Source organism: Dyella sp. M7H15-1 (genome assembly GCF_004114615.1).
In the GTDB taxonomy this organism is placed as follows: domain Bacteria; phylum Pseudomonadota; class Gammaproteobacteria; order Xanthomonadales; family Rhodanobacteraceae; genus Dyella_B.
The window spans coordinates 3,080,921-3,106,893 of record NZ_CP035300.1 but is presented as its reverse complement, the minus strand read 5'-3'; the positions used below and the strand labels follow the sequence as shown (position 1 = coordinate 3,106,893).

General features: G+C 55.0%; 22 protein-coding genes, 1 pseudogene and 2 riboswitches. Of the genes and pseudogenes, 6 read left to right on the top strand and 17 right to left on the bottom strand.

Annotation, left to right across the window (positions count from 1 at the left end; all coding sequences use genetic code 11):
- Positions 1–39 precede the first annotated feature (39 nt).
- Together EO087_RS14205 and ahcY are read left to right on the top strand one after the other, a co-directional pair.
- Positions 40–213: a BrnT family toxin gene (locus tag EO087_RS14205; protein WP_128899445.1), complete on the top strand. Its 174-nt coding sequence runs from the start codon at positions 40–42 to the stop codon at positions 211–213.
- 123 nt (positions 214–336) lie between these two features.
- Positions 337–422, top strand: a riboswitch (S-adenosyl-L-homocysteine riboswitch).
- Positions 423–484: 62 nt separating this feature from the next.
- On the top strand, positions 485–1,948 hold the full coding sequence (ahcY, locus tag EO087_RS14200; protein WP_128899444.1) for an adenosylhomocysteinase: 1,464 nt from the start codon (positions 485–487) through the stop codon (positions 1,946–1,948).
- Between the two features lie 93 nt (positions 1,949–2,041).
- On the opposite strand, the gene EO087_RS14195 is transcribed toward ahcY, so the two are convergent.
- Positions 2,042–2,959 (bottom strand): branched-chain amino acid transaminase, encoded by a 918-nt coding sequence (locus tag EO087_RS14195; protein ID WP_128899443.1) that lies wholly within the window; start codon positions 2,957–2,959, stop codon positions 2,042–2,044.
- Positions 2,960–3,228: 269 nt separating this feature from the next.
- Positions 3,229–4,062, bottom strand: a complete 834-nt coding sequence (gene metF / locus EO087_RS14190; RefSeq protein WP_128899442.1) for a methylenetetrahydrofolate reductase [NAD(P)H] — start codon at positions 4,060–4,062, stop codon at positions 3,229–3,231.
- Positions 4,063–4,223: 161 nt separating this feature from the next.
- Between metF and EO087_RS14185 the strand changes: the two genes are divergently transcribed.
- On the top strand, positions 4,224–5,882 hold the full coding sequence (locus EO087_RS14185) for an APC family permease (protein WP_128899441.1): 1,659 nt from the start codon (positions 4,224–4,226) through the stop codon (positions 5,880–5,882).
- Positions 5,883–5,892: 10 nt separating this feature from the next.
- Here the strand turns inward: EO087_RS14185 and EO087_RS14180 are convergent, their stop codons facing one another.
- The 3 genes from EO087_RS14180 to EO087_RS14170 are packed head-to-tail and all read right to left on the bottom strand — an operon-like array spanning position 5,893 to position 9,224.
- Entirely contained in the window at positions 5,893–6,978 is a 1,086-nt protein-coding gene (locus tag EO087_RS14180; RefSeq protein ID WP_128899440.1) for a homoserine dehydrogenase, read from the bottom strand.
- A complete protein-coding gene (gene metB, locus EO087_RS14175) occupies positions 6,975–8,183 on the bottom strand; it encodes a cystathionine gamma-synthase (RefSeq protein ID WP_128899439.1) in 1,209 nt (402 codons plus the stop codon). Before metB ends, EO087_RS14180 begins: the two co-directional genes overlap by 4 nt.
- Positions 8,184–8,186: 3 nt before the next feature.
- Entirely contained in the window at positions 8,187–9,224 is a 1,038-nt protein-coding gene (locus tag EO087_RS14170) for a homoserine O-succinyltransferase (protein WP_128899438.1), read from the bottom strand.
- An 83-nt stretch (positions 9,225–9,307) separates the two neighbouring features.
- A riboswitch (SAM riboswitch) is annotated at positions 9,308–9,425 on the bottom strand.
- 94 nt (positions 9,426–9,519) lie between these two features.
- On the opposite strand from EO087_RS14170, the pseudogene EO087_RS16950 reads away from it, so the two are divergent.
- A pseudogene (locus EO087_RS16950) lies at positions 9,520–9,609 on the top strand (cysteine synthase A); the annotation flags it as partial.
- Positions 9,610–9,923: 314 nt separating this feature from the next.
- Here EO087_RS16950 and EO087_RS14160 read toward each other — a convergent pair.
- The 12 genes from EO087_RS14160 to EO087_RS14105 form a co-directional block, all read right to left on the bottom strand.
- A complete protein-coding gene (locus EO087_RS14160; protein ID WP_128899437.1) occupies positions 9,924–11,228 on the bottom strand; it encodes a glycosyltransferase in 1,305 nt (434 codons plus the stop codon).
- A complete protein-coding gene (locus EO087_RS14155) occupies positions 11,225–12,256 on the bottom strand; it encodes a glycosyltransferase family 4 protein (RefSeq protein WP_128899436.1) in 1,032 nt (343 codons plus the stop codon). Before EO087_RS14155 ends, EO087_RS14160 begins: the two co-directional genes overlap by 4 nt.
- Complete coding sequence (locus EO087_RS14150; RefSeq protein ID WP_128899435.1) at positions 12,253–13,287, bottom strand: glycosyltransferase family 4 protein; 1,035 nt, start codon at positions 13,285–13,287, stop codon at positions 12,253–12,255. Before EO087_RS14150 ends, EO087_RS14155 begins: the two co-directional genes overlap by 4 nt.
- 2 nt (positions 13,288–13,289) lie before the next feature.
- Complete coding sequence (locus tag EO087_RS14145) at positions 13,290–14,390, bottom strand: DegT/DnrJ/EryC1/StrS family aminotransferase (protein ID WP_128899434.1); 1,101 nt, start codon at positions 14,388–14,390, stop codon at positions 13,290–13,292.
- Between the two features lie 15 nt (positions 14,391–14,405).
- Positions 14,406–15,029 carry an acetyltransferase gene (locus EO087_RS14140; protein ID WP_128899433.1) on the bottom strand — a complete coding sequence of 208 codons (624 nt, stop codon included), beginning with the start codon at positions 15,027–15,029 and terminating at the stop codon, positions 14,406–14,408.
- Between the two features lie 48 nt (positions 15,030–15,077).
- On the bottom strand, positions 15,078–16,439 hold the full coding sequence (locus EO087_RS14135) for an FkbM family methyltransferase (RefSeq protein ID WP_128899432.1): 1,362 nt from the start codon (positions 16,437–16,439) through the stop codon (positions 15,078–15,080).
- Positions 16,439–17,188 carry an ABC transporter ATP-binding protein gene (locus EO087_RS14130; RefSeq protein ID WP_128899431.1) on the bottom strand — a complete coding sequence of 250 codons (750 nt, stop codon included), beginning with the start codon at positions 17,186–17,188 and terminating at the stop codon, positions 16,439–16,441. Before EO087_RS14130 ends, EO087_RS14135 begins: the two co-directional genes overlap by 1 nt.
- Positions 17,189–17,201: 13 nt before the next feature.
- Positions 17,202–18,002 (bottom strand): ABC transporter permease, encoded by an 801-nt coding sequence (locus EO087_RS14125; protein WP_128899430.1) that lies wholly within the window; start codon positions 18,000–18,002, stop codon positions 17,202–17,204.
- A gap of 110 nt (positions 18,003–18,112) precedes the next feature.
- Positions 18,113–19,459, bottom strand: a complete 1,347-nt coding sequence (locus tag EO087_RS14120) for a phosphomannomutase (RefSeq protein WP_128899429.1) — start codon at positions 19,457–19,459, stop codon at positions 18,113–18,115.
- Between the two features lie 73 nt (positions 19,460–19,532).
- Entirely contained in the window at positions 19,533–20,426 is an 894-nt protein-coding gene (locus EO087_RS14115; protein ID WP_128899428.1) for a GDP-mannose 4,6-dehydratase, read from the bottom strand.
- 1 nt (position 20,427) lies between these two features.
- Positions 20,428–21,462: a GDP-mannose 4,6-dehydratase gene (gene gmd / locus EO087_RS14110; protein WP_128899427.1), complete on the bottom strand. Its 1,035-nt coding sequence runs from the start codon at positions 21,460–21,462 to the stop codon at positions 20,428–20,430.
- 316 nt (positions 21,463–21,778) lie between these two features.
- Entirely contained in the window at positions 21,779–22,948 is a 1,170-nt protein-coding gene (locus EO087_RS14105; RefSeq protein ID WP_128899426.1) for a PLP-dependent aspartate aminotransferase family protein, read from the bottom strand.
- Positions 22,949–23,133: 185 nt separating this feature from the next.
- On the opposite strand from EO087_RS14105, the gene EO087_RS14100 reads away from it, so the two are divergent.
- Both EO087_RS14100 and EO087_RS14095 read left to right on the top strand, forming a co-directional pair.
- Positions 23,134–24,597, top strand: a complete 1,464-nt coding sequence (locus EO087_RS14100; RefSeq protein WP_128899425.1) for a glycosyltransferase — start codon at positions 23,134–23,136, stop codon at positions 24,595–24,597.
- 20 nt (positions 24,598–24,617) lie between these two features.
- Positions 24,618–25,934: a glycosyltransferase gene (locus EO087_RS14095; protein ID WP_164931857.1), complete on the top strand. Its 1,317-nt coding sequence runs from the start codon at positions 24,618–24,620 to the stop codon at positions 25,932–25,934.
- The last annotated feature ends 39 nt before the right edge of the window (positions 25,935–25,973 follow it).

The following is a 25,973-nucleotide window of genomic DNA, read 5'->3' as shown; positions in this document are numbered from 1 at the left end:
ATGTTTGACGCGTAATTACGTTGTAGTCAGGATTTGACCATGATCGAACTGCACTTTGAGTGGGATTCAGCCAAGGCCGCTGCCAATTTCAAGAAACATGGCCTCAGCTTTGATGAGGCCATGTCGGCCTTTGCTGATGAGCGAGCCAAGCTGATCGCCGATCCCGATCATTCAGATGATGAGGATCGGTTTATCTTGCTAGGGATGCTCTGATCTATTCCACGCACCCGTCACCGCACTGTATGCGCGCATACAGTGCGGTGACGGGTGCGTGGAATAGATCAGAGCATCCTTAAGTAAGTGCCATTGGCCTTAATGGGACTAGAATAGTAGGTCTTCGCCGAGGGGCGCTGCGAGCGTTATGGGACACCATAACGACCCAGGCTCGGTGGATGCTTCGACTGCAACGGCGCTCATGACGCGATTCCGCGTCGGCCTGGCCTTCCCAGGCCGGGTTTTCCCATGAGACTCGGAGACATCCCGAATGAATGCTGTAACCCAAGATACGCATACGCACGACTACAAGGTCCGCGATATCGCACTGGCCGAGTTGGGCCGTCGCCGCATCCGCATGGCCGAGGAGGAAATGCCCGGCCTGATGCGGATTCGTGCACGCTATGCGCAGTCCAAGCCGCTGAAGGGTGTGCGCCTGTCCGGCTCGTTGCACATGACCAAGGAAACAGCGGTGTTGATCGAGACGCTGAACACACTCGGCGCCTCGGTGCGCTGGGCTTCGTGCAACATCTTCTCCACCCAGGACGACTGCGCCGCCGCGATCGCCGCCGCGGGCATCCCGGTGTTCGCGTGGAAAGGCGAGACGCTGGAAGAATACTGGGATTGCACGCTGGACATGCTCACCCACCCCGGCGACGGTACTCATAACGTCAGGGGCCCGGAGCTGATCGTCGACGACGGCGGCGACGCCACGTTGCTAATCCACAAAGGCGTGGACATGGAAAACGGCGACAACTGGGTCAACACGCCCGGCGCCAACCACGAAGAACAAGTCATCAAGAACCTGCTCAAGCGCACTGCGAAAGAGCGCCCCGGCTTCTGGAAGAAAGTCGCGGCCGGCTGGAAGGGGGTCTCCGAAGAAACCACCACCGGCGTGCATCGTCTCTATCAGATGATGGAAGCGGGCAAGCTGCTGGTGCCAGCGATCAACGTCAACGACTCGGTCACCAAGAGCAAGTTCGACAACTTGTACGGCTGCCGTGAATCGCTGGCCGACGGCATCAAGCGTGCCACCGACCTGATGGTGGCTGGCAAGGTCGCCGTGGTGTGTGGCTACGGCGATGTGGGCAAAGGTTGCGCGCATTCGCTGAAGGGCTTTGGCGCGCGCGTGATCATTACCGAGATCGACCCGATCAATGCCTTGCAGGCTGCGATGGAAGGTTTCCAGGTGGCGACCGTGGAAGACACACTCGGCATCGCCGACATCTACGTCACCACCACCGGCAACAAGGACATCATCACGCTGGAACACATGGCGGCGATGAAGAACAACGCGTTGGTGTGCAATATCGGCCACTTCGACAACGAGATCCAGATGGATCGCCTGAACACCGCTAGGGATGTAACGCGCGAAAATATCAAGCCGCAGGTGGATCGCTATACCTTTGGCGTCACTTCGTCCAACAACGGCGGCCACAGCATCTATATGCTGGCCGAAGGTCGTCTGGTGAACCTGGGCTGCGCACACGGCCATCCAAGCTTTGTGATGTCCAACAGCTTCAGCAACCAGACGCTGGCCCAGCTCGACCTATGGGCGAACAAAGACAAGTATGAGAAGACGGTCTATCGCCTACCAAAGAAGCTGGACGAGGAAGTGGCGCGCCTGCATCTAGAACAGATCGGCGTGAAGCTGACCAAGCTCACTCCTGAACAGGCGGCGTATATCGGCGTGCCGGTGGAAGGGCCGTATAAACCCGACCATTATCGCTATTAATACTGCCCTGCGACAGCAATACCTACGCTGGTATCGCCAACCAGGTTTTTATTCGCACCCTCTCCCACCAGGGAGAGGGGCGCGCACATCACATTAAACCGGCTCCAGCCAGCCCCATTTGTCCTGCGTCTTGCCGTTGAACAGGCCGAAGTACAGCTCCTGCAGACGACGCGTAACGCGCCCTGCCTTGCCACTGCCGATCTGCTTGCCATCGACTTCGCGAATCGGCGTGATCTCCGCCGCTGTGCCGCACATCAGGATTTCATCGGCGAGATAGAGGTATTCGCGTGGAATATCGCGCTCGATCACATCAATGCCATCTTCGCGAGCCAGCACCTTCAGGGTATCGCGCGTGATGCCAGTGAGGATCGACGCACTGGCTGGCGTGGTGTGCAATACGCCATCGAACACCAGAAACAGATTTTCACCCGCGCCTTCGCTGAGCAGGCCGTTCGCTGCAAGGGCAATGCCTTCACCGAAGCCAAGGCGACGTGCCTCGCGTGCAATCAACTGACCAGAAAGATAATTGCCACCGGCTTTTGCACCGGCAGGGATGGTGTTCGGAGCAAAGCGCTGCCAGCTCGACACGCATGCGGTGATACCGACCTCCAAAGCCTCCGGCCCAAGGTAAGGGCCCATCGGCCAGCTCGCCACCGCGACGTCGATCGACGTTTCAGCAGAAAGACCGAAGCCGCCAAGGCCGCGATAAGCCACCGGACGCAAATAAGCGGCAGCGAAGTCATTCTTGCGGATCACTTCGCGACATGCGGTCGCGAGCTGATCCTGCGAATACGGCAGCACCATGTCGTAGATCTTGGCTGACTGATACAGACGCTTGAGATGATCAGTCAGACGGAAAATCGCCGCGCCTTCCGGCGTGACATAGCTGCGTATACCCTCGAAAACGGATGAGCCGTAATGCAACGCATGCGACATGACGTGCGTGGTGGCTTCCTTCCATGGCTTGATGTCGCCGTTCTGCCAGATCCATTCGGGGTACTGCTGAGCCATGGGGAGTTCTCCGTTGGGGACCGCTCATGATACCGCCAGAGGGGTTCGGACGCCGTTTGTCTTCAGTCCATCGAGCGTAGCCAAAGGCATCCCGTGTGATGGACGACATCGAAATGGACCGACTCGGTGTCACCACTGCCGTCATCGGCCTCGGTTCGTATCACCCGTGCTCTCCCGCCCGTGCCCGGAGACGGGAAGAATCGGCTCCCGATGAATCATCCTCATCAGCACAGGATTGATAAACACATCGGCACGCATAGCCCGATGCGTCAATGCATTCCGTTCAACTGATCAAGTACTGCGCGAGTCGCTTTTGCCCGATTCAGCGTATAAAAATGCAGCCCCGGCGCCCCCCCTTCCAGCAACCGTCGGCACAACTGCGCGACAACGTCAGCCCCCATCGCGCGAATGGACGCTACATCGTCGTAATAGGCCTGCATGCGTTTGGCGATCCAGCGCGGGATTTCCGCACCGCAGGCGTCGGAGAAGCGCTTGAGCTGGGCGTAGTTGGAAATCGGCATGATGCCCGGCACCACCGGCACCGACACACCCAGTCGACGTACATCGTCGACAAAGCGGAAGTACGCGTCCGCGTTGAAAAAATACTGCGTAATGGCACCATCCGCACCGGCTTCGATCTTCGTTTTGAAGTGGCGCAGATCGGCCTGGACGTCTTCGGCCTGCGGATGCATCTCTGGATAAGCCGCCACTTCAATGTGAAAGTGATTGCCGGTGTGCTGGCGGATAAAGCGCACCAGTTCGACGGCATAGCGGAAGTCCCCAGGCGTCGCCATACCCGAAGGCAGGTCGCCACGCAAAGCCACGATGCGTCGATAGCCTGCGGCGCGGTAAGTATCGAGCAGGTCAGCGATTTCCTGACGGGTGCCGCCTACGCAGGACAGGTGTGGCGCCACCTCCAGCCCATGCTGCTGGTGCAGTCGTGCCACGGTATCGCCGGTATAACTAAGGGTGGAACCGCCGGCACCGAAGGTGACGGAGACATATTCGGGCTTAAGCCCTTTCAGCTCCTTGGCGACACGATCGAGCTGTGCACGCTGTTCGTCGGTCTTGGGCGGAAAAAATTCAAAGCTAATGGCCAGCATTGCAAGGGTCCGTGGCGGCAAGTCACCCTAGTGTATATCTCTTATTCTGGATGAAGCGATATTAGGGATATCGCCGCGGGCTGACACTACCTGCTTGGGTCTGTCATTATCGGACGCTTGTGCCCCACGGGGTGGCCGAGTCGTGTTTCGCAGGAGTACGCATGTCTTCTTCCAACGCCATTCGCCGCGATGTAGGTCCGTTCGCCCTGATGCTCACCGGCTTGGGCTCGATCATTGGCTCAGGATGGCTGTTTGGCGCGTGGAAAGCGGCGGGCCTGGCCGGCCCCGGAGCCATCTGGGCCTGGGTGTTGGGCGCAGCGATCATCATGACGATCGCACTGACCTACGCCGAACTCGGTGCGATGTTCCCCGAATCCGGTGGCATGGTGCGCTACGGCCACTACTCGCACGGCTCGCTGGTCGGCTTTATCGCGGCGTGGGCCAATTGGATCGCTATTGCTTCAGCAATTCCGGTGGAAGCCGAGGCCTCTGTGCAATACATGGCCTCCTGGCCGTGGGAATGGGCGCACGACCTGTATCACGTGACTGATGGCGTGGGCGAGTTGAGCCATACCGGACTGACGATCGCGGCGATGCTGGTGATCATTTATTTCCTGCTGAATTTTTGGAGTGTGAAGCTGTTCGCGCGCTCCAATACCACGATCACCGTGTTCAAGTTGGTGGTGCCTGCCGCCACCGGTCTCGCACTGATTGCCAGCGGCTTCCATCCCGAAAATTTCTCAGTTGGCATTCATGGCGGTGGCCACACCATCGATTTCCCCGCGGTGCTTACTGCTGTCGCCACCGCAGGCATCGTGTTCAGCTTCAACGGCTTCCAGAGTCCGGTGAATCTTGCGGGTGAAGCACGCAACCCGGGTAAGAGCATTCCCTTCGCAGTTGTCGGCTCCATTCTGCTGGCGACCGTGATCTATGTGATTTTGCAGGTTGCCTATCTTGGCGCGGTACCGCAGGACATGCTCGCCAAAGCGGGTTGGCATGGTATCGATTTCCGTTCGCCGTTTGCCGAACTGGCGATCATCGGCAACCTGCATTGGTTGGCGATGCTGCTGTATGTCGATGCTTTTATCAGCCCAAGCGGCACTGGCATGACCTACACAGCAACCACGGCGCGCATGATCTACGGCATGGAGCGAAATGGCACCTTGCCGAGATTCTTCGGGCGGATTCATCCCCAATGGGGTGTGCCGCGTCCGGCGATGTGGCTGAATCTCGCCGTGTCCTTCCTGTTCCTGTTCTTCTTCCGCGGCTGGGGTACGCTGGCGGCGGTGATCTCGGTGGCGACGATCATTTCCTATCTCACTGGCCCGGTCAGTGTGATGACCTTGCGCCGCACGGCGACGGAGCTTTATCGACCGCTGCGGATTGCCGGCCTGCCGGTGCTAGCGGGCGTGGCCTTCATCATGGCGACGGAATTGTTGTACTGGGCAAAATGGCCGCTTACCGGCGAAATCATCCTGCTGATGATCGTCGCACTTCCGATCTATCTTTATTACCAGGCGAGGTCGGGCTGGCGTGAATTTGGCCGGCACTTCCAGGCCGCCCTTTGGTTGATCGTGTATTTGCCCACCATCGCTGCGGTGTCATGGGCCGGCAGCACCACCTTTGGTGGCCAAGGCTACCTACCTTATGGCATGGATCTGGCCGTGGTCGCGACCATCGGCCTGGTGTTCTATCTGTGGGGCGTGAAGTCCGGATGGCGCACGCCGGCGGTGGAAGCCGCGTGTGAAGCCACCCATCTGCATCCGGATCAACCAGTGCTGCCGCCAGAAGAAGAAGACATCGCAGTACGGCGCGCCTAACCCATTGCAACTAACCCAGGGCGAGTACGTCACCCAGCAGGGCCTGGGCGGTTACCTCCGGCCCTGCCCCGGGTCCCTGAATCACCAGTGGCTGCGTGTGATAACGCGTGGTCGTCAGTGCAAACTGGTTGTCCGTGCCGTACAAACGTGCGGCAGGATGATTGAGCGGCACGGCTGTCAAACCAACACGTGCGCGGCCCCACTGATTGAGCCGTGCGAGAAAACGCAGTACGTGGCCTCTTGCGCGAGCGCTGTCATGCAGCGCGGCCAATGATTCGTCCAGCTCTTCCAGGCGATCCAGAAACGCTTCGGTAGACATGTCGCGCAATGCTTCGGGCACCAGGCTTTCTACCACCACTTCGTCACTACCCAATGCGAAACCAGCGTTGCGTGCCAGAATCAGCAGCTTGCGCGCGACATCCTCGCCGGAGAGATCCGCACGAGGATCCGGTTCGGTATAACCCAGCTTGCGCGCATCGCGCAGCAGCGCAGAGAACGGACGACTGCCGTCGTACTGATTGAACAGATAAGACAACGAGCCGGAAAACACGCCTTCCAGCGTAAGCAAGCTATCGCCGCAATCACCCAGGCGACGCAGGGTCGACAATACCGGCAGCCCCGCGCCTACGGTCGCGGAATCGCCATAACGACCACCCACGGCACACGCAGCTTGTAGCTCGCGCCAACCTGCGAGCCGGCCACCCGCCAGCGATTTGTTGGCGGTGACGACGTGATAATCGCGAGCCAGCCATTCTGCATGACGTGACGCCAGCTCCGTTGACGCCGTCGCGTCGATAATGACCTTCAATTCGGCGTGATGCGCATCCAGCGCGGACAGCAGTGCGGCGTCATCTCGCGCCGTGCCTTCGCGCTTAAGCCGATCACGCAGATCGCGTGCGGCAAGCTGCGTTGGATCCGTTTGTTGCTTGCGCGAATTCGCCGCCCCCACCAGATGCAAGCGTTTGGCGACCGGTGTACGTAGCAGCTTCAGGAACGCACCGCCTACCACCCCAGTACCAAGCAGCACCATGGCGATATCGGCTTTTGCCATCGGCACAGGCTTGCGTACCGGCACCTCGACCCATACCGCACTCATGCAGTCACCCGTCGTTTGGATGCATCGCCCGAAACGGCTTGTGCGCGCTGCAGCGCTGCGTCCAGGTCATGCAGCAGGTCCTCAGCATCCTCTATACCGACGGAAAGTCGCAGCAGCGTGTCGGCGATGCCGGCAGCGCGACGTGCTTCCGGAGTCATCGCAGCGTGCGTCATGGAGGCCGGATGCGCGATCAAACTTTCCACGCCACCGAGCGATTCAGCCAACGAGAAATAATGGAGACCGTCCACAAAGGCTGCGATGTGTGCCACATCGCCATGCAGCTCGAAACTCAGCATGGCGCCGAAACCTTGCTGCTGACGCGTCGCGAGTGCGTGGCCTGCGTGGTTCTCGAGCCCCGGATAATAGACCTTGCGCACCGCATCATGGCGATCAAGGAGCGTAACGATGCGCTCGGCATTTTCCTGGTGTTGACGCAGACGCACACCCAGCGTGCGCAGGCCGCGCAACGTTAGGTAGCTGTCAAACGGCGCGCCGGTAAGGCCATTGCAGTTACCCCACCATTTGAGCTGTTCGGCCACGGCCGCATCACGCGCCACGACAGCCCCACCTACGACATCGCTGTGGCCATTGATGTACTTGGTGGTGGAATGCACCACGACATCAGCACCTAACGCCAACGGCTGCTGCAAAGCCGGTGAAAGAAAAGTGTTGTCGACCACCACAAGTGCGCCGACCGCATGAGCCGCCTGCGCAACATGGCGAATATCGGTAATCCGCAGCAGCGGGTTGGACGGGGTTTCCACCCATAACAACGACGGCTTGCTCGCCAGTCCTTCAGCAAGTGCCTGGCTGTCAGTGAAATCAACAAAGCACACGTTGAAGCGCCCCTTCTTGGCCCAGGCATCCAACAAGCGCCATGTGCCACCGTAGCAATCGTGAGCGGCGAGAATGGTCGAACCGGCGGGCACCAACTCCAAAGCCAGCGCCACCGCGGCCATACCACTGGCAGTGATCACGGCACCGCTTCCCTGCTCCAAATCGGCCAGAGCGTTGCCAAGCAAATCCCGCGTCGGGTTACCGCTGCGCGAATAGTCGTACGCACGCTTGCCGCCTAGCCCGGTGAACGTGTAGTTGGTGGAAAGATGCAGCGGCGGTACAACCGCGCCGTGCTGCGTGTCCGATTCAATACCTGCGCGTACCGCGCGAGTGCTGGAGGCAGGTTCGTTTACGACATCAGCACACATGATTCAGGCTCCACAACGACAGGAAATGACCTGGCGCAACAATGGCGCCAGTTGATGGGTTTCTTTAAGGAAGGCATCGTGGCCATAAGGCGAATCGATCACTTCCAACGTGGCCGAACCACGCAGACGACGCTGCAATTCGCACAGATCAGCCAGCGGCACGAGACGATCGGATGGGAACCCAATCAACGTAGCTGGTACATTGACGTCCTCCGGTGCAACGTCGTGCAGATCGATCGATTCTGACAACGCCAGGAAGCGCTCCACATCGAAACGCTGCACGAAGCGGCGGCCGGCGTGCTCGAGGTAATCCTCGACCGGGAAGTGAAACCGCCCTTCGCGATAGTCTGGCGTACCGGCAAAACGACGCGCGAATTCCTCACTGCCACGATAGGTAGTCATGGCCAATTGACGTGCCAGCGAAAGTGCCTGCTCCACCTGTCCCGTGGTCTGCCCCAAGCGAAGGATCTGGCGTTGGATAGCACGCTGTGCGGTGGAGATAGGGTGCGCGCGATGTGCTCCGGCGAGCAGGACAAGCTTGTCGACCTTGCTTGCGTGGCGCGCGGCAAAGGCCAGTGCAACCATCGCACCATAGGATGACCCGACAAATGCCGCTACGCTCACGATGCCAAGCGCATCCACCAACGCGGCAAGCGCATCTGCCTGATCCTCACTGGAAACGGCACGAGGGCTTTCCTCGAAGTCAGCGGGCGTCAGCCAGTCGATGCTCAGCACGCGGCAGTGCGCCAGGTCGATGGCCTGTCCGTGACCCACCAACTCGGACCACCAGCCCGGCGCGCCCTGATCGGTGTCAACCACGTGACGGTCTGCGGAGATGCCGCCTTGTACGATGACCGTAGGTGCGTCAGGCGCGCCTGTCCATTGGTAGCGAACGTCCACCTTGCTGGCATGGTCGCCGTATTTTGGCTGCATGCTCAGACGCCGGCTACTGCGCTGTTCGGTCAGCGCAGTACGTGAGTGCAGGGGCACGATCACGGCCGTAGGGCGATCGTCGAGGGAAGCATTGGCGAGTTGCGGCATTCTGGTTCTCCGATTGCATCGCCCTGCGGAGAACCTGTAGAGAGCTGCCACCTATCAAGCATGCTGAGGCATGGATCGACGACATCCCATCTTCCGGTCGACGCCTTGGGGCGCTCCGCAGGAGTTGGCACCGTTACAGGGTTGATCCTGCAGGTTGCCCCGGCTTCAAAGGGCCTGTCCCTCAGCCGGTCTCGATGAGTGGCATTGACTATACCTATGCCTTTTTTACTCGTCAATGAACGTTTAGACGTCTAAACGTAAAAACACCCTGAAACAATCAGTGATTTACCCTATACAGAAGGGCCTGCTTCACCCAGGTGGCACCATCGTGGAGGGGACGGCGGGAAATACCGGCATTGGCCTGATCGGGGCTAGCCGCGGCTATCACGTCCGATTACACACATCCGAAACAATCTGATGGGTAAGCCCCTCTCCCTCCGGGAGGGTGTCGGCAGACGGGTGAGGATCCGGGCGAAGCGAGCGATTCAGTTCTCGCACAAGTCTTTGTTTTCGCGTGCTGGTCGCGCCCTCACCCTAACGAGGGGCTCACGCCCTACTCACCCGGCCTGACATCGAAAAAAGATGTGTGTAATCGGATGGGCTATCGGTTAGTGATCTTCATGCCCGAGACGCAGAGCAGGGAGAAGAGGATGCCTTGCGAGTGGCAGGGGCGGGGGTCTGCCTGGTTCCGACTAAAGATCACGAATAATCTGAATCCTGGAATAGCTGAAGAGGATGCACTATTTCATCCATATCAATGTCTTTTCCTCCCCAGCTTTCCAGCACAGATGCAAAATGACGTAAAGCTCCAATCACGGGAGCGGACCTGGCGGCCATTTTTCCCATTTCAGCCAGTTGCCGGGCGTAATTGTGCGCAGTGAATGTATTCGTCGACCATGCGCGGGCACGTGTTCCCAAGGTCTGACGCAAATCATCATCAAAAGCGAGTCGCTCCAATGCAACACGAAGACTTGCCACCTCGTTCATCGGATCAACTTTAATGACACAATCATCAGGAAGCTCACTGTAGAAACCCGTATTGGTAACCACGACTGCCTTTCCGTGCATCATGGCTTCTATCGCCGATGCCGAGGCCGCCTCTAGACTAGGCCAGCGCAAACAACAAACGATATCGGCCAATTGGAACATCCTTGCCAGTGCCTGAGAGTCTACTTCTCCATGGATTCGAAGCCGTACGCCACCATTCCTGGCTAATGCTGCCAATTCATTGACTGAATGGACCTGTATTGGCCCGACAACCTGATAGTTGCAACGCTTCCGCAGAGGCTGGCTGCTTTTAATCGCGCCTATCACACTAGCCACTCGTTTATTAGGATTGACATGTCCTACAGTCAAAATCTTGATCGACGCATCACATTGAACGTTATGTGGCCCGACCTCTTGATTCAACGTATCACCGACATCGTAAGCTAACGGCACCACTTGCACTGGTCCGGCGCAACCTTCTTTGACCCTGGAAATGCCCCAGCTACTATGCGTAATGACGCCGGTTGCCATTGAGCAAACCCATTCCGTCATAGGCATGGACTGGTGCGTATCCCTAATGAAATCTGCGGTGGAGGCCGCAGAAAAAAAAGCTGAAGGGGCGCCCTTCCCATACCAACGCTCAACCACCTGGCTGGCTCCTGAGGCATGATCTCTTGCCCAGCCCAAAAATAAATGAGCGACATAGAAATCGTGTAGACAGACGACTCCTGACTTCCGAGCAAGCCACTCCAGGCAACCTCGATGAAAGGAATAGTTGTCCCCTATCTGGTATACAACAAAATCAGCATCCTGCATGAGTGGCCTGACCATCTCATCGTCATTCCAAGCAATGGGAATTACGCCAAAATCATGTGTGGCCTCAGCTATAAGGTGTATATCTTCACTTCTTACCACAGAGATGACATGTCCCCATTTGATTAATTCGCTGGCCACACGACTAACCATCCGGCCAATCGCAGAAGTCTTCAACGCTGGAGTAAAAAGTACAATGTTCACTGCAGCAGCGCCTCTACGGTCGAACGCCAATTAATTCCAAAACTTAGCCATAGCTCCTTGGCTGCCTGCCCCATAGCCTTGGTGGCCTCGCGATTTCGCCAAAGGAAAGATATGGCATCTCCCAACTCGGCAGCCTCCGGAGCAACAACGCGTCCCGTTTGCTGATCCCGAGCAAGAGTAAGTATTCCACCGCTGTCATGGGTGCTAATCAGTGCCTTGCCGGCTGTGGCAGACTCCATTGCAACGTACCCCAGTGAATCCTCATCATATGGCAAGTAAGCAACCGCCATGGCTCCATTAATGTAGTTGGCATAAATTTCCCGTGGCAAAAAGCGAAGATCGAGCTGAACGCGATCCTTCAGTCCGAGCCGCTCCACAAGTCCATGCAGTCGAATAGCATCTTCGGGTGCATCAGGCGGCCCACCAATGACCAGACGCACATCGGGGGTTGCATATTTCATCGCCTCAACAAGCAAATGCTGGCGCTTCATGCTGTTGACTCTACCGCCGGCAAAAATATAGTTACCCGACCCACCTACAAACCTCTCCGGATCGTTAACGGGAGGCAACAGTACTTGAGCATCAAACCCGTTGTAATGCCTTAGACGGTTACGCGTGACCTCGGAATTCACAAAAATGCGATCACTTTCCCGAAAAGCATCATTGTCCGCATTACGGATAAGCCCTCGTAGCGTCTCACCTTCCACCCCGAAAAGGTTGGATTGCCCTACATCATAGAGATCATAAGCCTGCCGGTACTGATGCAGTAACCATAGTGTTTTGCGCGGGTGGCGGACAAGGTACGCTGGAAATTTTAAGGCTATTACCCTATCCGTGTTGTACATCTCCAAGGTGCGTGCGAGCAACATCTGCGAGGGTATTTTTGAGGCTGGCTCCCACTGGAAAGGAATGCGGAGTACTTCTGATTCATGACCAGCCGCGATCAGATTCTGTTGCAAATTCACCGCCAACTCTTCAGCCCCTCCCCAAACAAAGGGAGCCATGTTGTTGACAACAAGAATCTTCACGCTAGCAATCTCCTCAGAACGTGCTCCCAGGAAATATTCAATTCACTCAATTTCTTCATAGCAGCCACACCCATTTCCTTGGTTCTTTCTCTTTGCAGGTAGAAATTATCCATTGCCACTGCGATGGCGCGTGGCTCCGGGTCCACTACAACACCGTTGACACCATCCTCAACTAGCTCGAGCACGCCACCCGAATCGCTGGCCGTAAGAATGGCTTTACTCGAATAACTCGATTCCAGGCTCGGGTAGCCATAAGAATCTTCGTCTAGGGGAAAATAGGCTGACGCCAAGCAACTTGCCAGCAGCTCGACTTTCTCTTCTTCGCTGATCCAGCGTTCATCCAAAACGATACGCTTATCAAGCGCGTTGCCTTCGATGGCTCGGCGCAGTAATTCCGGGTAACCGCATCCGGAACTACTGCCGCACAAACGCAGGCGCACCGGCGTACGCGTATACTTCATCGCCTCAACGAGTAGATGCTGCCTCTTATGGTGTTCCAAACGGCAAATGCAAACTATCTCGTCGTTGAAGCTTCGGCAATAGAAACGCTCAGGCGCAATCAGTGGCGGATAGAGAACCTCGCTAGTCACACCATTAAAATCGCTGAGTCGGTCAGACACCTGTTTCGAGTTGGTGAAAATAAGCCGCGCTTCCGCCAACGCCGCGTCGTCACTGGCCCGCAGAGCATCCCGAATACCTCGATGCCCAAGATCATCTGGAAATCCCCGATAGCCGGTATCCCAAAGATCATAAAAGCTTCGAAGATGATGAATAAACCACACAACCTTGTTTGGGTGACGAATCAGGTGAGCCTGCGGTCGAAAACATATGACCAGATCTGCGGCACTCAAATCCACCCATCTAAAGGCCATCATTTGCTGAAACAATAATTCGGGCACATCAAGTTCAGGCAAATAGACGCGCTCGACCTCATGCCCCGCTTTCACAAGCATCGTTTGAAGCCACTCGACAATATTTCGCGCCCCCCCGTGAACAAAGGGCACCATCGTAGAACAAAGGGCGATGCGCATATTCAGGCAAGCGCAACTTTGAGGCTGCTCGCGATTCTTTCAACATCTTCGCGCGTTAGATCTTGATGAGTGGGCAAGTTAATACCTCGCTGAGCCCACAGATCTGCAACGGGATAAACACCATTATCCTGATAGGGTGGCATGACATGCATCGGATAAAACACAGGACGTGTTTCTATCCCTGCCTCATCCAACGAACGCATCACTGCATCGCGTTTCTGCGCCCCCCCTTCTCGCAGGAAGATGTTATACATCCAATAAACCTCCTTGGCCCATTCTTGCTTCACCGGAAGAATAATCCTTTGCTCCAGCTCGGCTAATGCCTCGTTATACCACCCCGCAAGCCGCTCACGCTCGTAGAGTGCCTGATTGACGTTCTCCATCTGTGCGAGCCCGATAGCCGCCTGAATATTGGTCATACGGTAGTTGTAACCTATTACCGGAAACCAGTAACGACGCTGCGGATCCATGCCTTGCCCTCGAAAAAGCCGAAGCTTCGCGGCCAGCTCGTCGTCATGAGTGGTAACCATGCCGCCTTCGCCGGTGGTGATAATTTTGTTACCAAAGAAGCTGAAAATTGCGCATGCACCTAGGCCGCCAACTCGCTTGCCATGAACTTCCGCACCATGAGCTTCCGCGGCATCCTCTAACACCCAAAGTCCGTACCGACTTGCAATATCGTTGACACGCGTCATATCGGCGGGATGACCGTACAGATGCACCGGAATAATTCCACGCGTCTTGGGCGTGATCTTTGCTTCGATCGCTTCGGGGTCGATATTCATGGTGTCGGAGCAGACATCCACGAACACGGGTGTTGCAGAACAGTAACGGACCGCGTTAGCCGTAGCTATATAGGTAACTGTCGGTACGATAACTTCCTCATCGGGCTTAAGTCCAAGCGCAACCAGTGCCAGATGCAATGCAGTGGTTCCATTGTTGGCAGCTATGGCATGCTTGACCCCACAGAATGTCGCGAACTCCTGCTCAAAAGCATTGATGTATTTGCCATTGGACGAAATCCAGTTCGTCTCTAGGCAATCAAGGACGTATTTTTGTTCGTTACCAGAAAGCTTCGGCTGCGCGACAGAAATGCGTTTCATTATTTAATCCTTTTATTAATTAACGATTCTTGCAGGCACGCCAACAGCCTTCATGTTGGCAGGAATATTCCTGATAGCAACGGCACCCGCTCCAAGCGTGGTGTTTTCACCGATTTTTATACCTGGAATAACTTTGCAACCCACACCTAAAAATGCTTCAGATGCAATCGTCACATTACCAGCAAGTGCGCATTGAGGGGCGATGTGAACCGCCCTGCCAATATGGCAATCATGGTCTATGCTGGCCCCGGTATTAATGACGGCCAAATCACCTATGATCGTCTCTGCATTAATAATCACTCCGGCCATGATAGCAACTCCATTTCCTATGCTTGCACTTGGCGAAATTTGAGCAACTGGACTTATTGCGTTAACAAGTTTGTAGCCTAGATTCATCGCCTGGATGCCAAGTCGATTTCGAAGGGAATTTGAACCGATGGCGATAAAAGCTTCTTCATACCCTTGTTTCCGGAGCTTTGCCATGTACTCATCCCCTTCAACAACCGGCACCCCTAGACAAGTCTGGGCAGCTCCTGCGTTGCCGATGCAGAAGTCAACAGACCTTCCCATGGCCCGCAGAAGTTCTATACAAACCTTTGCATGCCCTCCTGCCCCTATCATCACTACGCCTTTAACCATGGCTATGCTCGCGTCAAACCCTAGAATAGATTTTCTTTAAAAACTGCTTTAAATGGAAAACACGGAGGAGCCTGTTTTGGCAAAGAGGAGATTGACAGAATGCACACTCTTCAACTGCTCAAAAGAATAAAGCTCCAAAGCACCTGTATCTTCGTTGATCGCACGCCAATCCATTCCCAGAGACGTAAACGAAGCGAGCCAATCGGCAGCATCATGACCGACCACTTGCAAATGAGAAGGACCAAATTCGGCAATGATTGCAATGCCGGGATTACGCCGTATCGTTGATTTAGCCGTCTCCAGCACCTCCAACTCAGCACCTTCGACGTCAATTTTAACGAGCGCAACCGGCTCGTCTTCGCCGACGATGTCATCAATGCTAGACAGCGACACTTCAACGTGTCGCTGTTCGTTTCCCAACCCCGTGCCATGAGGAAACAAAGAGTGATGGCCGCTGACTTGCCCGAGGTAAAGTGACCTTTTGCCAGATCCCGTTGAAACAGCCGTCTGATGAATTTCAACCATGTCTGCAAAACCGTTTATCAATACAGACAATCTGAGCAGACGCGCCGTATCTGGGAAGGGCTCAAAAGCAATGATCTTGCCTTTGCCCTGCATGGCGTGAGCTGCCGCCATGGTGTGCAAGCCCAAATTAGCCCCCACGTCAATAAAAAGATCACCGGGCTTTAGTAGTCGCTGAATCAACAAACGAGTACCGCGCTCCACGTCACCACTCTCTATCAACATGGAGAGAACCGCAGGATCAGTAGACCCCTGGCACATAATGTAACCAATATCTGTCCTTACGAGCACGTCTCCATTGCCACAATTGACTGCAAAACGGCGAGCCCCTACATAGGCGTACGCCTCGGTGCGATCCAACTTAGTTGACAGCGATGATTCAATGCTTGCAAGCGCGCGCTCTACTTTCGCATAGGTATCATGGAGGTCCTCCTCAAGAAGCTCCCTCATGAATTGCAGCTCTTGAATGACCGTGGCGGAAGTCTTTGACTGATCGGCTTGCACTTCCGCCCTCAGACGCTGTAGCTCCTCTTTGAAGGTCATCAGATGCCACATCTCTTGATCAAGCTTGACGTGCAACTCGGCAGACAACCTGGAAGTGTGTTGATGAATCCCATCATGAAAAAATGTGCGTGTCCTATAGGCCAGCGGACGAATGAAGGGCTTCAAAAATCTATATACGGCAGCCGCAGGCTTTCTAAGCAACCACTTGATGCGGCGCTTAAACCCAACAGAGGTGTTCTGCATCTGACCCAATCCTTCAGAAAACGGTGTGCCCGGGCTTGAATCTCCCATCGCATCACCTTTGTCTTGATAGGCATCTTCCCTCTTTGCGAGGCTAAACAAGGCGCTTCTGAGATCAACCTGGTTCCTGTAAATCTTGTTCATCACAGATTAGTCCCAAAGTACGCAGGAAGGACTTCCCCTGGACCACCGTCCATACGAACCCGCCCATGTTCAAGCCATAAGACTCTATTGCAGCTATTCTTAATCAGTTCGCGCGAATGACTGGCAATGACAAGGATATGGGTTGACTGCACAATCTCGGACATTCTGGTTTCTGCTTTGTGCTTAAAATTCTCATCACCTACTGAAAGCCACTCATCCATCAGAAGAATCTCTGGCCGCATAATCGTAGACACGGCAAATGCCAAGCGTAAATGCATACCCGTTGAATAAGTTCTAACCGGCATGTCGATAAATTCACCGAGTTCTGCAAAGTCAACGATCTCATCCATCCTGCGAGTAACTTCACCGCGCTTCAGCCCCAGCAATCCTCCACGCAGATAGATATTTTCACGCCCAGTGGCTTCGCCGTTTATTCCTAAGGAAATATCGAGCAAGGAGCCTACCTCGCCTTCGATTTTTGCACTGCCTGTCGATGGTTCATAAACACTGCAAAGCAGTCTAAGCAACGTACTCTTACCGGCCCCGTTGTGCCCTATCAAACCAACTCGATCCCCGTCCCTAAGCGTGAAATTCAGGTTTTCCAGCGCACGAACGACGACACGCCCCTGTCCATCGGCGCCTAGTTGTCCGCCAGTAGCCGCACGCATCAAACTTTTTTTCAATGAACGGCCGCTAGCGTTGTAAATAGGGAAGTCAACGCTGACATTGTCAAATTCTACGATCGCCATACTTTCGCCTTACTCACAGCCAATAGGCAACGCGACGCTTGTAGCGTCCATACAGAACCAGTGCAACCATCCAACCGAGTATGCATATCCCCAGCGATACACCCCAATCACTCTGCGATGGCCACTCATTGAGTAGTGGCGAACGCACAATGGAAAGAAGGTGATAAACGGGATTCAGGTCAAGTAAAAATGTCCCTGCGCGCCGAGGCAGACTCGATGGCATCCACATGATGGGCGTGAGATAAAAAAGAACTTGCAGAAGACTGGCAACGATCTGCGACAAATCCCTATATCTTGCGCACAAAATGCCGAGCAGGAGCGCCACCCATGTCAGATTGGCCACAACAAGAAGGAAGCCTGGAATACCAAGGAGTCCTAGCCAGCCGATCGGGCGCCCCACTGCTAAAAGCACGAGTGGAAAAATAACTATGTTGTGCGCGAGAATCAGCGTGTTTCGCCATATCATGCGCAACACATGCACGAACAACGGAATCGGCAACTGTTTAATAATGCTATCGGCCGAAATGAAGCAATCGCATCCTTCCAAAACAACGCTGGAAATGAATGCCCACAGAATCATTCCCGCTGCCAGAAATGGCAGGAACTCCGTCAGCGGAGACTTGAAGATTTGCCCAAACACCAAGCCAATCGTGCCGATCATTACACCCATGCTGATGGTCAGCCAGAACGGTCCAAGGACTGATCGACGATATCGCTGACGCACATCCTGCCAGCCGAGCATGCCGACAAGGTGGATACGGCGTAACGCCGCCACGATGTCCCCGACCGCAGTGACCATTATTTGTTTTTGCATCGATGCCAACCAGTTCTTTAAGAAAGCTGCTTTTCAATTAGACCCGGAAGTGATGAGCCGGCTCGGCACAAATTTCGCGAAAGCTGTTATGCCCACACAAAACTTGCTACTCATTGCTTCTGGATCAAATCCGCTAAATATGCTGTACGGTCTTCCATCAATACCTGATCGCCGCGAGATTCGACATTGAGGCGCAATAGAGGCTCGGTGTTCGATCCGCGCAAGTTAAAGCGCCAACGATCAAATTCCATGCTGACTCCGTCTGTTCTATCGACGACAAGTGCATCGCCAACGAAAAGCTGCACGACTCTATTTATCGTTGCCGTCGTATCCTCGACGCGGAAGTTGATCTCACCACTGCATGGGTAAGCCTGCATGCGCTCCTCGACCATCTCCGCAAGCGAAACTCCCGTTCGACTCATGCGCTCTGCGATCAATAACCAAGGGATCATTCCCGAATCGCAATAGGCAAAATCACGAAAGTAGTGATGAGCACTCATTTCGCCGCCGTAAATTGCATCTTCGGCGCGCATGCGCTCCTTAATGAATGCATGCCCGGTCTTGCTCACCACCGGCACGCCGCCCGCTTGTCGAACCATGTCTATGGTATTCCAAGTGAGACGTGGGTCTTGAATGATCTTGGCGCCGGGTTGCTTTGCAACAAGCTGTGCCGCCAGCAATCCCACCAGATAGTAGCCTTCGATGAAGCGCCCGCTGGCATCGAAGAAAAAGCAACGATCAAAGTCACCATCCCATGCAATGCCAAGATCAGCGCCATGAACGCGCACGGCATCCGCCGTCGCGGCCCTGTTTTCCGGCAACAATGGATTGGGGATACCATTTGGAAAGCTTCCATCGGGTTCGCAATGCACTCGCACGAAATCAAACGGCAAATGATGCGACAATTCGTCGACAATCAACCCTGCTCCGCCATTGCCCGCGTTGACGACGATCTTCAACGGACGTAGTGAAGATTTGTCGATGTAGCTCAACAGATGCTGAATATAGGCGGATTTATCTGCATCCAGGCGGTTTTCGCCATAAATGGGTGCTTTGCCAAAGTGACCACTCTCCACCCTTTCCCGGATGTCGTTCAGGCCACTGTCCCCACTGATGGGTTTCGCCCCGGCACGAACCAGCTTCATGCCGTTGTAATCCATCGGGTTGTGGCTGGCTGTCACCATGATGCCGCCATCTACACCACGGTGTGCTGTTTGAAAATAGACTTCTTCAGTGCCACAGAGGCCGATATCAATCACACTTGCCCCAACCTCATTGAGGCCACGGGTGAGTGCTTTGGCTAGAGCGGGGCTGTCGCGACGTACGTCATAGCCCACTACCACTTCGCGCGCGCTTAGTACTTCGCCATAGGCACAGCCGATCCGATAAGCCAGATCTTCATTCAGCTCATCAGGAATCCGGCCGCGGATATCGTATGCCTTGAAACATTTCAGCATCGGTGTGCTCTCTCCATGGAAGTCGCTTTGTCCGAACCGCTTTTCCGATTATATAAGGGCATTCACGCCGAGCTCACTCGCCACCATACATCCACGACAGCGTTTCGCTTAACGGAATACTCGGCACAAACCCAATCGCATCAAATAGTGCACGGTTGGACCCTATCAGACGCCGCACATCTTCTTTTCGAACGAATGCCGGATTGATTTTGACGTCAATGTGATAACCCGCGATGGCCGCCATTGTCTCCAGTATCTCGTCCAGCGAATGTCCCACACCACTACATATGTTGAGCACGGAGCCAGCCGGGCGAGTTTCTACCAGCTTGCGATAAACACGTGCCACATCACGAACATCACCAAAGTCCCGAAAAACGTCCGTATTGCCGAGCTCTATGGAGCTCTCCTTGCGACGAAAGTGCGAGACAATTTTAGGCAGAAGGAACTGCTCTGACTGCCCTATTCCCGTATAGTTGAAAGGACGTGTGATGACGATGGGAAGCTGGGATTTCCACAAGCTTGCCATGTATTCCATGGCAAGCTTGCTGACCGCGTAGTCGTTGGTTGGCGAGGCTGGCGTATCCTCGGTAACCGGTTCGACCGTTGCATTCCCGTAAACATTGGCACTACTGGCAAGTACTACCAATGAAGGTGGCCGAATCAGCGAAGCCAATGCCTCCAACAAATTGCGTGTTCCCGACACGTTTACGCGGTAAATTTCATCAACGTCGCCATGTGCAACGAATGAAATGCCTGCCAGATGAAGAACAACGTCCGGACTTACCGATGCGATGACTTCACGCAATGCCTGACGATCAAGAACATCTGCGCAAATGTCTTCGAGAGCAGACTGCCCACCTCCATACGAGAGGCCAGTGACCTTGAAACCGGCCGCTTCTAGTTCAGAAGCAACATACCTTCCCGTAAATCCGCTGGCACCCGTGATCAAAGCACGCGACTGGGACATCTTAGAACGATGCCCCGCGTTCGTTACGCTTGAGGTCAGCCTCCACCATCGTCTGGCACAGATCCTCAAGAGTCATCTGGGCACGCCAGCCTAGCTTTTGCTCCGCCTTGCCGGCATCGCCAATCAACAAGTCAACCTCGGCAGGACGATGGAAGCGCGGATTCACACGTACACGTTCACGCCCATTTGCTGCATCGAGACCGCGCTCCTTATCGCCGGAGCCTTTCCACTCCATATCGATCCCAATGGCTTTGAAAGCCATACTGACGAAATCGCGTACCGTTTCGGTGCGCCCGGTGGCCAGTACATAGGTATCAGGCTCATCGACTTGCAGCATGCGCCACATGCCCTCGACGTATTCCTTGGCAAATCCCCAATCGCGCTTGGCATCCAGATTGCCCAGCTCGAGCACGTCGAGCTGGCTAAGTTTAATCTTGGCCACCGCATCCGTGATCTTTCGCGTTACAAACTCCCGGCCACGCAACGGTGATTCGTGGTTGAACAGAATGCCACTGGCGCCGAAGATACCGTAAGATTCGCGGTAGTTGACCGTCATCCAATGGGCGTAAAGCTTTGCAACACCATAGGGGCTACGTGGGTAGAAAGGCGTGCTCTCTGACTGTGGCACTGCCTGTACCTTGCCAAACATTTCCGAGGTTGATGCCTGGTAGAAGCGAATCTTCTTGTTGATCGTCCGGATCGCTTCCAGCATATGCACCGCCCCGATGCCGGTGATGTGCCCCGTGGTAATGGGCTGATCGAAGGACACGCCGACAAAGCTTTGGGCGGCAAGGTTGTAAACCTCTTCCGCCTCAGTGGCTTCAAGCAAGCGAATGCTCGAACCCAGATCCGTCAGATCGTACTCGACTAAGTGCAAATGGGGATGTTTGTCGATACCAAGCTCTTCGATGCGCCAGAAATTGACCGAGCTTGTACGACGATAAGTACCGTATATCCTGTAGCCTTTGTCGAGAAGAAGCTGCGCCAGATAGGCGCCATCCTGGCCGGAAATACCCGTTATCAGTGCAGTTTTCATGTGGTCGTGCATCTCAAGAGTCAGTAAACGAAATAAGTCGAGAAAGAATGTAACCGCCTGCACCGTTCCAGCACAAAACAAAAGGAACGAAGCAAGAAACTGGAGTCATTGGCATTGCTGCCAATTCTTTACACGCAGCTCATCAGGGCCGCCCAGAACTCGGCCCGCCTCGCGGCCAACTGGCCGGCTCCAACGAGGTATCACCGGCTCAAGTACTACCCTCAAAGGATGTGTAGGGTGTAACGACCGGCCCCAATACGCAAGACCAATAACTGAACCGAGCAGTCCGCTCTCAGGGCAAAAGCAATCCATACGATCAGCCTGCTAGAGCGTGCCCTAGCTCTTCACGAAGATCCCAGACATCCTCTACGCCTACCGATAGTCTTATCAGTCCATCTGTGATTCCAAGCCGCTTGCGATTGGCTGACGGTATGGAGGCGTGCGTCATGATCGCTGGATGCTCGATAAGACTTTCGACTCCACCTAATGACTCTGCCAGTGCGAATAACTCGCAGCGCTCCAGCATACGGCGAGCCTTCTTCAATCCGCCCTTGATTTCGACACTGATGATGCCGCCGAACCCATCCATCTGACGACGCGCCAGGGCTTGCTGCGGATGACTCTTGAGGCCCGGATAAATCACGCGCTCCACGGCAGGATGCTTTTCCAGCCAACGCGCCAGCTCAAGCGCACTTTCGCAATGCGCCTTCATTCGTAAATGCAGCGTCTTGAGACCGCGCATCGCCAAGAACGCATCGAACGGGCCAGCAATGGCACCCACCGAGTTCTGCAGAAAGGCCATCTTTTCGGCCAATTCAGCACTACCTGCGACCACCACACCGCCCACCATATCCGAGTGTCCATTCAGATATTTGGTTGCCGAATGCAACACTAGGTCCGCTCCATGCTCAAACGGGCGCTGCAGAATGGGGGAGCAGAACGTGTTGTCGACCACCAGGATCAACCCGTGCTTTTTTGCAAAACGGGCGACTTTGGCCAAGTCAACCAGTTTGAGCATGGGGTTCGTTGGCGTCTCCACCCAGACCATGCGTGTGTTCGGCTTCAATGCCGCCCGCAATGCCTCGGCATCATTGAGGTCGACGAAGCTGAAGTCGAGCCCTGCCGAACGACGGCGAACACACTCGAACAAACGGTAGCTACCGCCATAGAGATCATCCATAGCAATCACGTGACTGCCGCTGTCAAGCAGATCGAGCACGGTAGCCGCCGCCGCCAGACCGGATCCAAAAGCAAAGCCTCCTGCGCCCCCTTCGAGATCAGCGATGCAGCGCTCATAAGCCATCCGCGTAGGGTTTTGAGTACGCGAATACTCAAAACCTTTATGTCGCCCTGGACTCTCCTGGACGTATGTGGAGGTCGCATAGATGGGAGTCATGATCGCACCAGTGGCGGGATCAGGATGCTGGCCCGCGTGAATGGCACGTGTTCCCAGTCCACGCGGTCGACTCTTTTTGGCTATACCCATGTTGGCAACATCTCAGGCTGGATGACTATGTTTTTAAAACCTGTCATCTTACCCTAACAAAAAGAAATGGGCTAAATAGGCTTGGAAACAGCCTATTGCAGCGTTGCACGGCACCATTGGCCATACTGCCCTGGCGACGACGGGCACAACTACACTAGGCAGATAAAGGGGAGACAGCCGAACGTATGACATTCCTTCTGTACGCCAACTTTGACAAGAACAAAATCGGAGATCAGCTAGGCGCGGCCGATTACAGCTATTTTTTCCTGTTGCGCGCTTTCGGGGCCGTACTCGCTGAACTTGGTGAGGTTATCGAACTTACAGATGTCTCTAGCGTTGACCCTTTATATAGGCACTGCAAAACGAAGGGCGATTCGTGCGTACTGCTGTCCTTTGCCCCTCCGCACAAGACCCCTCTAGGCCTCGCTTGCCCCACGGTGCCGGTGTTTGCGTGGGAATATCCGAACATTCCAGAGCAGATTGAAGAAGAATCGTGGATCGACGATCCGCGTCATGACTGGCGTGTACCACTGGGTATTGCGAGGCAAGCCATTTGCCTTTCAAACCATACGGCCGAAGCTGTACGCCGCAGCATGGGATACCACTATCCCATAGCAGCCATTCCTTCACCGCTGCCACAAGTCTCTACCGCCCTGGCAGCCGACGGCGATCCATTGCGTGGTGGAGGAGTCACTTTGCGAATAAACGCGGTCGTTCTCGATAGCCAGCGTATCGGCCTGGACCCTGATGGTCTTGTACATCCAGATACCCTGGATGAAACGCCATTCGACCCAACCGACTTGCAGTTGCTTCCGGAGCCCATGCAGACAGTCAAGCCTTATGCCGCACCCACGCCAGCAATCCAGCACAAGCACATCCCGGAAGGCGCCTCCGCCGAGGAATATTTGCCGCCGGCCCCCTCCGGCTGGGAATTACCCCCTCGATTCAATGTGCGCATTGAACTGCGCGGAGTCATCTATACGAGCGTGCTCACCCCATCCGCTGGCCGCAAGAATTGGGAAGACTTGGTTACCGCTTTCTGCTGGACTTTCCGCGACAACGAAGAAGCGACACTCCTATTGAAGCTAACCGGCAAGGAGTTACCGCATAACCACCTTCAACTCTTGATGATGCTAACGAAGCTCGCACCGTTCAAATGCCGCGTGATCGCCATCTATGGTTATTTATCTGATCAGGACTACACGGCGTTGGCGGAAGCAAGCACGTATTACGTCAACACGTCCCTGTGTGAGGGACTCTGCTTGCCGCTGGTCGAATTTCTAAATCGAGGCATACCGGCCATTGCTCCAGATAACACCGCGATGGCTGATTATATTCGCGACGATATCGCATTCGTCCTCAAAAGCTATCCTGGCATGCCAACTAACTGGCCACACGGCGACCATCAGATCAATCGCACCTCTTACTGTCAATTAGATTGGGAATCTCTAGTGAACGCATTCAAAGAAAGCTATGCGATGGTCAATAACGATCCAGCGCGCTATCGCAGAATGGCATCACGCGCGCAAGAATCGATCCAGGCATACTGCGGATATAACGCAGTAAAGAGATCACTTCGCCGATTTTTCAAGCTCGCATTACCCGCTCTGGATGTCGGCACCGACACACCAGTTTTTCAATTGAACTGATTCGTTTTCGTCGACACTCCATGATTCTTATTATTTACACCAGCACGTCAACGTGCGAATTGGTACAGCGACTAGGACGCCCCGAATACAGCTACCGGTTTGTTTTAAACGAATTCAAACCCTTGCTGGAACAAATAGGCACCGTCATCGAGGTTACCCATCCGGAACTTGAAGTCGATGCCATCTATGCCGATGCTGTAGCACGCGGTGAACCTTGCGTATTCCTTTGCTTTCTGCCTCCTAGCAAAACACCCATCCATTTGGCTTGCCCCACCGTCCCTGTATTTGCGTGGGAGTTTGAAACGCTTCCTGACGAAGCCTTCAACGGCAAGCCACGAAATGATTGGCGACGGGTCCTGGGACGCCTAGGCGCCGCCCTCTCGCACTCAAGCTACACCGTGAACCGGACGCGTGCCGCGCTCGGAGCCAACTTCGCCATTGAAAGTATCCCTGCTCCTCTGTGGGACCGGATGCAAAGTGTGCAGCGCGCGGTCGAACCTTCTCGCGTACTCTCCGTTAAAGGACTGGTTATCGACAGCACGCGTACTGACCTGTATGCCTATCGCAAACGCGCCCTGCAGGACGCATCGCCGAACGTACTGCCCCTGCCCTCCAACATCCAGGAGCACCAGGATCATATTGACCTTGATGGCATTGTCTACACAGCCATCTTCAACCCTGGGGACGCTCGCAAGAATTGGCTGATGATGATCAACGCGTTTTGCGAAGCACTTCGCGACAAGCCCGACGCCACACTTTTGATCAAGCTAACGCACTATGATCCTTCTGCAATCATCCCTCACATGCTGGAGGCTATCTATACCACGGGGCCAGCCTCCTGTCGGGTTCTGCTTGTCCACGCGTATCTGCACAACCAGGAATACCATGCGCTGCTGCGCAACAGCACCTATACGGTCAATACATCCATCGGCGAAGGTCAATGCCTACCCTTGATGGAATACATGTCCGCAGGCATTCCGGCAATTGCTTGCCGGCATACGTCCATGATGGACTACATCAACCACGAATGTGCATTTGTGGTGGATGCGAGCCGCGAACCAGGTGCATGGCCACATGATCAGCGTCAGGCTATACGTACCACACGATACCGCATTCATTACCAGTCCCTGGCACAGGCATATCGAAATAGTTACCACGTTGCCAAACATGAACCCGACGTTTATGCCGCAATGAGCCAATCTGCGACCCACTCGCTGGAACGATATTGCTCCACCCAGGCGATCAAACCGAGGTTGGAAAAATTTCTGCAATCTCTATTATCAGAGCAACGCAGTACGATGACGAAGCGGGATAGGAGTGCTGCGAGCATATCCTGACCTGATTGCCGCATGCCGCAACCTCGTGCCAAATGGCAG

Excerpts from the sequence above, each read along its gene's own strand:
- metF (WP_128899442.1), bottom strand. The coding sequence starts at position 4,062 with ATGCTGGCCATTAGCTTTGAATTTTTTCCGCCCAAGACCGACGAACAG.
- metB (WP_128899439.1), bottom strand. The coding sequence starts at position 8,183 with ATGTGTGCTGATGTCGTAAACGAACCTGCCTCCAGCACTCGCGCGGTA.
- EO087_RS14120 (WP_128899429.1), bottom strand. The coding sequence starts at position 19,459 with ATGCTGAAATGTTTCAAGGCATACGATATCCGCGGCCGGATTCCTGAT.
- EO087_RS14125 (WP_128899430.1), bottom strand. The coding sequence starts at position 18,002 with ATGCAAAAACAAATAATGGTCACTGCGGTCGGGGACATCGTGGCGGCG.
- EO087_RS14115 (WP_128899428.1), bottom strand. The coding sequence starts at position 20,426 with ATGTCCCAGTCGCGTGCTTTGATCACGGGTGCCAGCGGATTTACGGGA.
- EO087_RS14105 (WP_128899426.1), bottom strand. The coding sequence starts at position 22,948 with ATGGGTATAGCCAAAAAGAGTCGACCGCGTGGACTGGGAACACGTGCC.
- gmd (WP_128899427.1), bottom strand. The coding sequence starts at position 21,462 with ATGAAAACTGCACTGATAACGGGTATTTCCGGCCAGGATGGCGCCTAT.
- ahcY (WP_128899444.1), top strand. The coding sequence starts at position 485 with ATGAATGCTGTAACCCAAGATACGCATACGCACGACTACAAGGTCCGC.
- EO087_RS14135 (WP_128899432.1), bottom strand. The coding sequence starts at position 16,439 with ATGAACAAGATTTACAGGAACCAGGTTGATCTCAGAAGCGCCTTGTTT.
- EO087_RS14145 (WP_128899434.1), bottom strand. The coding sequence starts at position 14,390 with ATGAAACGCATTTCTGTCGCGCAGCCGAAGCTTTCTGGTAACGAACAA.
- EO087_RS14205 (WP_128899445.1), top strand. The coding sequence starts at position 40 with ATGATCGAACTGCACTTTGAGTGGGATTCAGCCAAGGCCGCTGCCAAT.
- EO087_RS14140 (WP_128899433.1), bottom strand. The coding sequence starts at position 15,029 with ATGGTTAAAGGCGTAGTGATGATAGGGGCAGGAGGGCATGCAAAGGTT.
- EO087_RS14150 (WP_128899435.1), bottom strand. The coding sequence starts at position 13,287 with ATGCGCATCGCCCTTTGTTCTACGATGGTGCCCTTTGTTCACGGGGGG.
- EO087_RS14195 (WP_128899443.1), bottom strand. The coding sequence starts at position 2,959 with ATGGCTCAGCAGTACCCCGAATGGATCTGGCAGAACGGCGACATCAAG.
- EO087_RS14170 (WP_128899438.1), bottom strand. The coding sequence starts at position 9,224 with ATGCCGCAACTCGCCAATGCTTCCCTCGACGATCGCCCTACGGCCGTG.
- EO087_RS14130 (WP_128899431.1), bottom strand. The coding sequence starts at position 17,188 with ATGGCGATCGTAGAATTTGACAATGTCAGCGTTGACTTCCCTATTTAC.
- EO087_RS14185 (WP_128899441.1), top strand. The coding sequence starts at position 4,224 with ATGTCTTCTTCCAACGCCATTCGCCGCGATGTAGGTCCGTTCGCCCTG.
- EO087_RS14180 (WP_128899440.1), bottom strand. The coding sequence starts at position 6,978 with ATGAGTGCGGTATGGGTCGAGGTGCCGGTACGCAAGCCTGTGCCGATG.
- EO087_RS14095 (WP_164931857.1), top strand. The coding sequence starts at position 24,618 with ATGATTCTTATTATTTACACCAGCACGTCAACGTGCGAATTGGTACAG.
- EO087_RS14100 (WP_128899425.1), top strand. The coding sequence starts at position 23,134 with ATGACATTCCTTCTGTACGCCAACTTTGACAAGAACAAAATCGGAGAT.